Genomic DNA, 9552 nt, shown 5'->3' with positions numbered 1-9552 from the left:
CTTTATGAATAGTTTTATATACTATAGGTTTATAGGTTCTAAAATAAAAAAAGTACCCAATTTTTAATATTAAGTCTAGTATTATATGCTAAAAAATTAATTTAAATAATTTTTCTTAGTTTTATATTGAAAACAAATAACTTTTTTAAAAATATTAAAGATGCAGAAGAAAAAAGTTAAAATTTAAAATGTAGGGGGCTATGCTTCTTTTTTTATGTTCTTTTTATGACAATAAATATTATTTATATATATTTTAGTATACTTTTTATTATTATAAATATCTTTTATATTGCTTTTTCATATTTTATATGGTATATTATGTATATACAATAAATACAATAAGTGAGGTGTTAAAAATGAAAGCTATAAGTTTAAGACTTGAAGAAAGTATGATACAGGATATAAAGGAAATTTCAAATATATATAATATGGGAACATCTGAATTAATTAGAAAAGGGATTGAAATGATTTTACAAGCTAAAAAAAGCGAAGCGTATTATAGATTAATATCTAACATCCCTACAGGAACAGAGGAAGAAACAAAAGAAATTATTAATAAATTAAACAGCTATACAGACAAAGACCTTGAAATAGTTGATAAGGAAAGCGTAGAGATTGAACTATGAATAATATAAAATTAAAAATTGATTTTATTTACAGGAAGCCAGCAAAGAATTTTTTTAAAAAACACAATGATGTAAAAGAAAAATTTAAAAATAATATTATTTCAAAGTTTAAAGGACAAACTAATATTGATATAATAAAAATGAGTGGGTACCCTAATTTGTTTAGGATGAGAATAGGAAGCTATCGCATAATTTACAAGATAGAAAATAATGAAATAATTTTAATTGATGTTTTAGATGCTGATAATAGGGGAGATATTTATTAAAAAAGATTATAAAAAATAAAAGTACTCAATATAAAAAATTGGGTACTTTTTTATTTTAAGATCTACGGGATATAAAGCTATTTATAAAAACTAACTCTTTTTTATAATGGTTCTGTGTCAAATGGTGTTGATGAAAAAATCAAATAAATTTTTATGTAGTTCCAGAAAAATAAAATCTGGAACTATTTTTTTGTTAAAGATTAGCGCATATTAATATTCTTTTTTTAAAATAAAAAAAGGGCTTATAATGAATATAAACCCTTTATTGTGCATTTTATGTGCCAATAGCTTTTTTATAATATAGATAAAAAGTATATTTGATACTATTTTAACTATTAAACTAATTCGATTATAGCCATTTCTGCTGAGTCACCTTTTCTAACAGATGTCTTAATTATTCTAGTGTATCCACCATTTCTTTCAGCATATTTTGGAGCTATTTCATTAAATATTTTAGCCACTGCTTCCTCATCTCTTAGAAAGGCAAAAGCATTTCTTCTAGATGCTAAAGTATTTTTCTTTCCAAAAGTTATCATTTTTTCTGCAAACTTTCTTAATTCTTTAGCTCTTGTAACTGTAGTTTCTATTCTTTCTGCTTTTACTAAAGATATAGTCATATTTTTAAGCATAGCTTTTCTATGATCAGCTCTTCTTCCTAATTTTCTATATGATTTATTGTGATTCATTAGTAGAATTTCCTCCTTATTATAATATTATTCAGGAGATCCATTTTGATTAAGATCATATCCTAAATCTTTCATCTTTTCCAAAATCTCTTCCAAAGATTTTTTTCCTAAATTTTTTATTTTTAATAGTTCATTCATAGATAAATTAGCTAACTGAGATACATCTTCTATACCTGCTTTCTTTAAACAATTAAATGATCTCACTGTTAAATCTAATTCTTCTATCTTCATATCATGTGATTTCTCATCTATTATTTGATTGCTTACACTTTCTTCAACTTCTTCTTCAACTTCTTCTCTCAGATTTTCCATTTTATTTCCTATTTCTAAAAATGGATCTAAATGTAGTTTTAAAAGTTCAACAGCATAAGATATAGCATCTCTAATCTCTATACTTCCATCAGTTTCAACATTTAGAGTTAATTTGTCAAAGTCAGTCATTTGCCCAAACATTGTGTCTTGAACTTCATAAGAAACTTTTCTAATTGGAGTATAGATTGCATCTACAGCAATATAGTCAACTGCCCAGTCTTTTTTATCTATTTCCTCTGATACTACAAAACCTTCTCCAGTATTTACAAGAAACTCTATATCCAAAGATCTATCAGTTGTTATTGTACAGATAATTTGATCTGGATTTACAATTTCTATTCCTATATCAGATATTATATCAGCAGCTGTTACTACTTTAGGCCCTTTAACAGATAAAGTCATTTTTCTTTCTCCAGAACTTTCTGCTTTAACAACAATCTCTTTCACATTTAAAATTATTTCTGTTACAGCTTCTTTTATTCCCTCAATTACAGAAAATTCACTTAAAACTCCATCAATTCTAATTCCTTTTATTGCTGCCCCAGGTATTGAAGAAAGAAGTACTCTTCTAAGTGCATTTCCTAATGTATGACCATAGCCTCTATATAAAGGCTCAACAACAAAGTGTCCCTTAGTTTCACTTTCTCTTATCTCTGTTATATTTATTGCTTTAGCCTGCTTTTCTATTTTTAACATTATATCAACTCCTATCAAAAGGATTACATTATTATCTTGAATAAAATTCAACTATTAAAGATTCGTTTAAATCAAAATCTAAGTCCTCTTTTGTTGGATTTTGAAGAACCTTTCCTGAGAATGCAGCTCTGTCCAATTCTAACCATACAGGTGGAGTAGCATCTTCTACTGCTGCTTTAATAAGCTCTACATTTTTTGAATTTTCTATTACTGATATTATGTCTCCCACTTTAACTCTATAAGAAGCTATATTAACTCTTCTTCCATTTACAGCTATATGTCCATGAGAAACTATTTGTCTTGCTTGTCTTCTAGTTTTAGCAAAACCTAATCTATAAACTACATTTTCTAATCTTCTTTCTAGATATTCTATTAAAGTTAACCCTGTAACTCCTAGTTTTCTAGCCGCTTCTTCATATATTTTTCTAAATTGTTTTTCCATTACATTATATATAAATTTTGCTTTTTGTTTTTCTCTTAATTGAATTGCATATTCTGTTGGTTTTTTATTCGCATTTGGTCTTATTCCTCTATTTGAAGACTTATTTACTCCAAGAATAACTGGATCTATTCCTAAAGCTCTACACTTCTTCAAAACAGGCTGTCTATTTCTTGCCATTTCTTAAATATTCCTCCTTTGTTTTTTACTCGATAATTAGATTTATTACACTCTTCTTCTCTTAGGTGGTCTACATCCATTATGTGGTACAGGAGTTACATCAGTTATTTTTGTAACTTCTAATCCTGCTGCTTGAAGAGATCTAATACAAGCTTCTCTTCCAGAACCAGGTCCTTTTACTTTAACTTCAACTTTTCTCATTCCGTTCTCCATAGCTATTTGAGCCGCTTGTTCTGCTGCTATTTGAGCTGCAAACGGAGTTCCTTTTTTAGTTCCTTTGAAACCAGAAGTTCCACCAGATTTCCAACTTACAACCTTCCCATCAACATCAGTTATTGCAACTATTGTATTGTTAAAAGTTGAATGTATATGAGCTACTCCATTAGGAATATTCTTACTTTTCTTTTTTATCTTAGCTACTGTTTTTTTAGCCAATTTAAGCTACCTCCTCTACTAAGTTTTTACTATCTAAAATACGCTTATTTTCTGATTGGTTTTTTAGGACCTTTAACTGTTCTTGCATTTGTTTTAGAACTTTGTCCTCTTACAGGAAGATTCATTTTATGTCTTAATCCTCTGTAACATTTAATATCCATAAGTCTTTTTATAGACAATCTTACTTCTTTTCTAAGATCTCCTTCAACTTTGATATCTTTCACAATTTCTCTTATTTTATTTACTTCTTCTTCTGTTAAATCTTTAACTCTAGTGTCAAAGTTTACTCCTGCTTCAGTTAATATTTTTTGAGAAGTTGGTCTTCCAATTCCATAAATATAAGTTAAAGCTATTTCAACTCTTTTGTTTCTAGGGATATCTACTCCTGCTATTCTAGCCAAAATTTTTCCTCCTCTTTTTAATAGAATTTAAAGGTTTTATATATTTGTTAGTATACTAACCAACTAATACTTTCTTCGACATGTCCCATTCTGCTATTATGGAGATGGTCCTACGACTCACCATGTCTTTACAGTACTTCATCATCTTAAATAATTTAAAATTTATGTTGTACTTTTTTAATACTCTCTTAATAAAGACTATCCTTGAACTTGTTTATGTTTAGGATTTTCACAGATTACTCTTACTTTTCCATGTCTTTTTATAATCTTACACTTGTCACAAATAGGCTTTATTGATACTCTTACTTTCATTTTTACCCCCTTTCCACCTCAATATTAATTTTTCTTTCTGTATACTATTCTACCCCTCGACAAGTCATAAGGAGAGATCTGTACAGTTACTCCGTCTCCTGGCAAAATTTTTATATAGTTCATTCTCATCTTACCAGAAATATGTCCGAGTATAGTATGACCATTCTCTAATTCTACCTTAAACATAGCATTAGGAAGAGCCTCTACTATTGTCCCTTCCAATTCGATAACATCTTTCTTTGACATTTTTCCTCCCATCGAACAGAAATACAAAATATTATAACATATAAACAAATAAAAATCTATATATAATTTTTATAAAAAATAAATTTTTACACCAAAATTACTTTTTCAAGATCAATTTCATTGGTGTAAAATAAAGATCTTCTTTCTTTTCGTTTCCAAATAGCTCTTTTATACTTTTCATAGTAACTCCTTAATCAAGTTGACTTAAAACAACTGCCTTTCCATCAACTATTGCTATACTATGTTCAAAGTGTGCAGATCTTTTACCGTCTCTTGTCACCACAGTCCAGCCGTCAGGCAATATAGCCACTTTATAAGTCCCCACATTAACCATTGGCTCTATAGCAAAAACCATTCCATTTTCTATTTTTAATCCTCTACCCTTTCTTCCAAAATTAGGTACCATAGGATCTTCATGTAATGCCAAGCCCACACCATGCCCAGCAAAATCTCTTACAACTGAAAAATCATTTTTTTCCACAAAATGTTGAATTGCATGTCCTATATCTCCCAATCTATTTCCAACAACAGCTTGTTCTATACCTATTTCTCTTGATTTCTCAGTTACCTCTAAAAGTCTCTTACTTTCTTCATCTATTTCTCCAATAGCAAAAGTTTTAGCAGAATCTCCATAAAAACCATCAAGTTCCGTCACAATATCAAGGCTAACTATATCTCCTTCTTTTATAACTCTATCTCCAGGCACACCATGCACAACCTCCTCATTAACAGAAATACAAGTTGCAGAGGGAAAAGGACCATATATCCCTTCAACTCCTATACAAGCTGGTCTTGCTCCACATCTTCTTATATATTCTTCTATTATTTTATCTATTTCTCTAGTTGTAATTCCTGGTTTTAAATACTGTGGTATTATATCTTCATATATCTTTGCTATTATTTGATTTGCTTTTTTAATCCCTTTTATCTCATCCAGTGTTTTAATAAGTCTCATTTTTCCCTCTCACATCAAAAAAGAATATTTATTCAAATTGAATAGATATTCTTTTCAGCTTAATTATCCTAGTATCTTAAATATTTCTTCTGTTATAGCCTCTAAAGATTTTGTCCCATCAATTTCAAAAGTCTTATTTTGAGCCTTATAATAATCAAAAACAGGAGCCGTCTGCTCTCTATATGTATTTAATCGTTTTACTACCACTTCCTCTGTATCATCAGATCTTTGAATTAAATCTTCCTCCTTTTCGTCTACTGGAGGATTATATTTAATATGATAAATCTTACCAGTTGTTCTCGATGTTCTTCTTCCTGTTATTCTCTCAATAATATCCGCATCAGGAACATTTAAAGCAATTACCTTCTCTATTTTTTTATTTAATTTCTCTAAAATCTCATCTAAAACTTTAGCTTGAACAACTGTTCTAGGAAAGCCATCCATAATAAAACCTTTTTCACAGTCTTTTTCAGCAAGCCTTTCAGCAACTAAACCATTTACAACCTCATCAGGAACCAATTGTCCCGCATCCATAAATTTTTTTGCCTCTATTCCTAACTTTGTTTGATTAGCAACTGCAGCTCTTAAAATATCACCTGTTGAGATTTGAGGAATGCCATATTTATCAACAATAAATTTAGCTTGAGTTCCTTTTCCAGCTCCAGGTGCACCGAATAAAACTATATTCATTTTTTCATCTCCTCTATTTTTTATTTATTAATATATTATTATACATTAATTTTTTATAAAATGTAATGTTTCTACTCTAAAAAAATTAATTTTTTTTAAATATTACTAGCTTTTATAGTAAAATTATTGTTAAAATATAAAAAATAATTTATTCATTTTAAATTCATTTTTATATTTTATACTCAGTGCAAGTAAAAAAAATAAAATTTTTTTATTCATCATAGATTCATTTTAAACTAGTAAAATGTGAATAAGAAAAAATTATAAAAAATTAAAAATTATAAAAAGGAGAATTAAAAATGGAAAAGAAAAAAAGTATAATAACAATGATGGTATTTGGAGCTTTAGTATTCGGGGCATTTTCTACGTCTACAAAAACTTATGCTAACACAGTAAATCAACAAAAAATAATTTCATCTGAAGAAGCTAATAAAATTGCTTTAAAACAAACAAATAATGGTAGAATATTAAAAACTGAGCTTGATACTGAAAAAGGAATGTTAGTTTATGAAATAGAAGTGCTTGATGGAAATGTAAAAAGAGAGCTTGAAATTGATGCTGTTTCTGGGAATATTTTGAAGATTGATAATGAGCGTACTTTAATAAATTTAAATAATAATGTTCAAACTACAACTACTAATACAACTACTGGTTCAGGAACTAATATTTCTATGGAAGAGGCTAAAAAAATTGCTCTTAATCATTCTAAAAATGGAACTATAAAAAGCATTGAATTTGATTATGAAATGGGAATACCTGTTTATGAAATAGAAGTTATGGAAGGCTTTATTGAAAAAGATTATTTAATTGATGCTACAAATGGAAATATCTTAAAAGTTAAAAGAGATTTTTAATCAATAAATATTTTTTAAAAAAGTAATATTATTTTAGACAAAATTTAGTAAGAAAAATGAGACTTCTACATTCTATAGTTTGAATAACTTTTATCTTTAATTATATAAAAGTTTAGTAAAAATCCGTATTAGTCTCTTTTTTTTACTATAATATTTATTATAAAGTGGTGATTAAGTGAAAATATTAGTTGTTGAAGATGAAAAAGATTTAAATAGTGTCATAACAAGGCACTTAAAGAAAAATAATTTTAGTGTGGATTCTGTATTCAATGGAGAAGATGCTCTGGATTATTTAAACTATGAAAACTATGATTTAGTTATTTTGGATATTATGATGCCAAAAATATCTGGTTACGAAGTTGTAGAGACATTGAGAGCTAATCAAAACGATACTCCTGTTTTAATGCTAACAGCTAAAGATAGTATTGACAATAAGGTAAAAGGATTAGATCTTGGTGCCGATGATTACTTAGTAAAACCTTTTGATTTCAATGAACTTCTTGCTAGAATTAGAGCAATTATTAGAAGAAAATATGGAAATATATCCAATCAAATAATAATAGATGATTTAGTACTAGATATTTCAAAAAAGACTGTAAAGAGAGCTGAACAAGAAATTGAATTAACTGGAAAAGAATATGAGGTATTAGAATACCTAATGCAAAACAAGAATCATATTTTAAGTAGAGAACAAATTAGAGAGCATGTTTGGGATTTTGATTATGATGGAGAATCTAATATTATAGATGTGCTTATAAAAAATATTAGAAAAAAAATTGATATTAATGATGCTAAACCTTTAATATCAACTAAAAGAGGTTTGGGCTATGTTATTAAGGAAAGTGAATGACAAATTTAAAAATTTAATTTACTCTATACCAATTACTTTTAAAGTTACTGCTTGGTACACTTTTTTTATTTCTTTATTAATTTCAATAATGATTGCATCTGCATTTTTCATTGCAGATTCCTTAATTGATTCTTCAAGCAAAGAGGATTTAACAGAAGCTGTCTATGAAATGGCACAAAATCCTAAAAAATTTGAAAGTTTTGATGATGGGATTTTTTTTATTAGATATTCTAATTCTGGTGAAAAAATTGAAGGACTTGTACCTAAAAATTTTGATATAAGATTAAAACTTTCAGAAAATTTTCAAGTTAATAGCTATAAGATTGGAGAATTACAATTCTTTTATTTTGATGTTCCTATAGGTTTGAAAAAAAATGAAAATAGCGAATGGATTCGGGGTATTTTACCTATTTCAAATCTTCATAAGAATACTAGATTAATTTTAATTTTAATTTTTATCTTTTCTCCAATTCTATTGTTTTTAATAAGCTATGGTGGATATAAAATTATAAAAAATAGTTTTAAACCTATTCAAGAAATAGCTAATACTGCTTTAGAAATACAAAAATTTAAAGACTTTTCAAAAAGAATAAAATTAGGTAATGCTAAGGATGAAATTCACAAAATGGCTTTCTCTTTTAACAGTATTCTAGATAATTTAGAAAGTTCCTATATTTATGAAAAACAATTCAGCTCTGATGTTTCTCATGAGTTAAGGACTCCTGTTACTGTTATATTAGCGGAAAGTGACTATGCTATAAATTATTCTGACTCAATTGAAGAGGCAAAAGAATCCTTTTCAGTTATACAAAGACAGGCAAAGAAAATGTCAACTCTTATTAATCAAATTATGGAATTATCTAAATTAGAAAGAGAAAATCAAATCAAAATTGAAAATTTAAACATTTCTAATTTAATCGAAACTAGTCTAAATGATTATAAATATGTACTTGAAACCAAAAATATTGACTTTATTTGTAATATAGAAAAAAATTTAGAGATTCTAGGTAATAGATTAATGCTTGAGAGGCTCTTTGATAATCTTTTTAGTAATTCTTTAAAATTTACAAAATCTAAAATTTTTGTAAACTTATACAAAAAAGACAATAAAATTATATTAGAAGTAGAAGATGATGGGATAGGAATGACCAAAGATGAAATAAAAAAAATTTGGAATAGATTTTATCAAAGTAATACTTCAAGAAATAAGGATACTAATTATGGTTATGGACTAGGTTTATCAATGGTAAAAAAAATAGTTAAATTACATAATGCAAGTATAGAAGTTGAAAGTGAAATTAATAGAGGAAGTAAATTTGCAGTAAAATTCTAAAATTTTAGATATAATATACTTTAAATTTCAGTTTTTTGACAATAGGTGTTAATTAGAAAATTTATAAATTTTTCGTTAAAAATTAGGAGATTTTTTGAAACTTTATGTTTCAAATTTTTTCCTTTTTTTATTTAACTCTATATTTATTATTCCTTTTATAATGAAAAAATACTCTTTTACACTATACACTTTTAAATAAAAAATAAAAAGCACACTTTTAAGTGTGCTTATCTATATATAAATATATTTTTTTTAAATGGCGCTTCCTAAT

The 9552-nt window shown here is 27.0% G+C and carries 14 protein-coding genes; 5 read left to right on the top strand and 9 right to left on the bottom strand.

The genetic code is table 11. The features are described from left to right. The first annotated feature begins 356 nt into the window (after nucleotides 1-356). Together Q4A58_RS07325 and Q4A58_RS07320 are read left to right on the top strand one after the other, a co-directional pair. A complete protein-coding gene (locus Q4A58_RS07325) occupies nucleotides 357-626 on the top strand; it encodes a hypothetical protein (protein ID WP_303117949.1) in 270 nt (89 codons plus the stop codon). Continuing rightward, complete coding sequence (locus Q4A58_RS07320) at nucleotides 623-892, top strand: type II toxin-antitoxin system RelE/ParE family toxin (RefSeq protein ID WP_303117948.1); 270 nt, start codon at nucleotides 623-625, stop codon at nucleotides 890-892. The genes Q4A58_RS07325 and Q4A58_RS07320 overlap by 4 nt, the downstream gene beginning before the upstream one ends. Before the next feature lie 335 nt (nucleotides 893-1227). Here the strand turns inward: Q4A58_RS07320 and rplQ are convergent, their stop codons facing one another. From rplQ to Q4A58_RS07275, 9 genes are all read right to left on the bottom strand, one after another. Beyond that, nucleotides 1228-1578, bottom strand: coding sequence for a 50S ribosomal protein L17 (gene rplQ / locus Q4A58_RS07315; protein ID WP_303117947.1), 351 nt, complete (start codon nucleotides 1576-1578; stop codon nucleotides 1228-1230). A gap of 27 nt (nucleotides 1579-1605) precedes the next feature. Then, nucleotides 1606-2586: a DNA-directed RNA polymerase subunit alpha gene (locus Q4A58_RS07310; protein ID WP_303117945.1), complete on the bottom strand. Its 981-nt coding sequence runs from the start codon at nucleotides 2584-2586 to the stop codon at nucleotides 1606-1608. Nucleotides 2587-2617: 31 nt separating this feature from the next. Beyond that, on the bottom strand, nucleotides 2618-3205 hold the full coding sequence (gene rpsD / locus Q4A58_RS07305) for a 30S ribosomal protein S4 (RefSeq protein ID WP_303117944.1): 588 nt from the start codon (nucleotides 3203-3205) through the stop codon (nucleotides 2618-2620). 45 nt (nucleotides 3206-3250) lie between these two features. Further along, nucleotides 3251-3640: a 30S ribosomal protein S11 gene (gene rpsK / locus Q4A58_RS07300; protein WP_005903915.1), complete on the bottom strand. Its 390-nt coding sequence runs from the start codon at nucleotides 3638-3640 to the stop codon at nucleotides 3251-3253. A 44-nt stretch (nucleotides 3641-3684) separates the two neighbouring features. Beyond that, entirely contained in the window at nucleotides 3685-4041 is a 357-nt protein-coding gene (rpsM, locus tag Q4A58_RS07295; protein WP_303117927.1) for a 30S ribosomal protein S13, read from the bottom strand. A gap of 198 nt (nucleotides 4042-4239) precedes the next feature. After that, entirely contained in the window at nucleotides 4240-4353 is a 114-nt protein-coding gene (rpmJ, locus tag Q4A58_RS07290) for a 50S ribosomal protein L36 (protein WP_022819891.1), read from the bottom strand. A 24-nt stretch (nucleotides 4354-4377) separates the two neighbouring features. Next, the gene (gene infA / locus Q4A58_RS07285) at nucleotides 4378-4599 is read right to left on the bottom strand and encodes a translation initiation factor IF-1 (protein WP_005899265.1); all 222 of its coding nucleotides are present in this window, start codon (nucleotides 4597-4599) and stop codon (nucleotides 4378-4380) included. A gap of 190 nt (nucleotides 4600-4789) precedes the next feature. Next, nucleotides 4790-5554 carry a type I methionyl aminopeptidase gene (gene map / locus Q4A58_RS07280; RefSeq protein ID WP_303117909.1) on the bottom strand — a complete coding sequence of 255 codons (765 nt, stop codon included), beginning with the start codon at nucleotides 5552-5554 and terminating at the stop codon, nucleotides 4790-4792. Nucleotides 5555-5617: 63 nt separating this feature from the next. Further along, on the bottom strand, nucleotides 5618-6244 hold the full coding sequence (locus Q4A58_RS07275; protein WP_303117908.1) for an adenylate kinase: 627 nt from the start codon (nucleotides 6242-6244) through the stop codon (nucleotides 5618-5620). 299 nt (nucleotides 6245-6543) lie between these two features. Here Q4A58_RS07275 and Q4A58_RS07270 point away from each other — a divergent pair, with 299 nt between their 5' ends. From Q4A58_RS07270 to Q4A58_RS07260, 3 genes are all read left to right on the top strand, one after another. Next, nucleotides 6544-7098, top strand: coding sequence for a PepSY domain-containing protein (locus Q4A58_RS07270; RefSeq protein ID WP_303117906.1), 555 nt, complete (start codon nucleotides 6544-6546; stop codon nucleotides 7096-7098). 175 nt (nucleotides 7099-7273) lie between these two features. After that, a complete protein-coding gene (locus Q4A58_RS07265) occupies nucleotides 7274-7948 on the top strand; it encodes a response regulator transcription factor (RefSeq protein WP_303117904.1) in 675 nt (224 codons plus the stop codon). After that, nucleotides 7926-9281, top strand: coding sequence for a HAMP domain-containing sensor histidine kinase (locus Q4A58_RS07260; protein ID WP_303117902.1), 1356 nt, complete (start codon nucleotides 7926-7928; stop codon nucleotides 9279-9281). The genes Q4A58_RS07265 and Q4A58_RS07260 overlap by 23 nt, the downstream gene beginning before the upstream one ends. Nucleotides 9282-9552 lie beyond the last annotated feature (271 nt).

The sequence above is a fragment of the Fusobacterium sp. genome (assembly GCF_030528405.1).
GTDB lineage: Bacteria > Fusobacteriota > Fusobacteriia > Fusobacteriales > Fusobacteriaceae > Fusobacterium.
Note: the sequence above shows the minus strand (reverse complement) of the source record. Positions and strands in the feature narration are given on the sequence as shown.

Excerpts from the sequence above, each read along its gene's own strand:
- Q4A58_RS07325 (WP_303117949.1), top strand. The coding sequence starts at position 357 with ATGAAAGCTATAAGTTTAAGACTTGAAGAAAGTATGATACAGGATATA.
- Q4A58_RS07320 (WP_303117948.1), top strand. The coding sequence starts at position 623 with ATGAATAATATAAAATTAAAAATTGATTTTATTTACAGGAAGCCAGCA.
- rplQ (WP_303117947.1), bottom strand. The coding sequence starts at position 1,578 with ATGAATCACAATAAATCATATAGAAAATTAGGAAGAAGAGCTGATCAT.
- Q4A58_RS07310 (WP_303117945.1), bottom strand. The coding sequence starts at position 2,586 with ATGTTAAAAATAGAAAAGCAGGCTAAAGCAATAAATATAACAGAGATA.
- rpsD (WP_303117944.1), bottom strand. The coding sequence starts at position 3,205 with ATGGCAAGAAATAGACAGCCTGTTTTGAAGAAGTGTAGAGCTTTAGGA.
- rpmJ (WP_022819891.1), bottom strand. The coding sequence starts at position 4,353 with ATGAAAGTAAGAGTATCAATAAAGCCTATTTGTGACAAGTGTAAGATT.
- infA (WP_005899265.1), bottom strand. The coding sequence starts at position 4,599 with ATGTCAAAGAAAGATGTTATCGAATTGGAAGGGACAATAGTAGAGGCT.
- map (WP_303117909.1), bottom strand. The coding sequence starts at position 5,554 with ATGAGACTTATTAAAACACTGGATGAGATAAAAGGGATTAAAAAAGCA.
- Q4A58_RS07275 (WP_303117908.1), bottom strand. The coding sequence starts at position 6,244 with ATGAATATAGTTTTATTCGGTGCACCTGGAGCTGGAAAAGGAACTCAA.
- Q4A58_RS07270 (WP_303117906.1), top strand. The coding sequence starts at position 6,544 with ATGGAAAAGAAAAAAAGTATAATAACAATGATGGTATTTGGAGCTTTA.
- Q4A58_RS07260 (WP_303117902.1), top strand. The coding sequence starts at position 7,926 with ATGTTATTAAGGAAAGTGAATGACAAATTTAAAAATTTAATTTACTCT.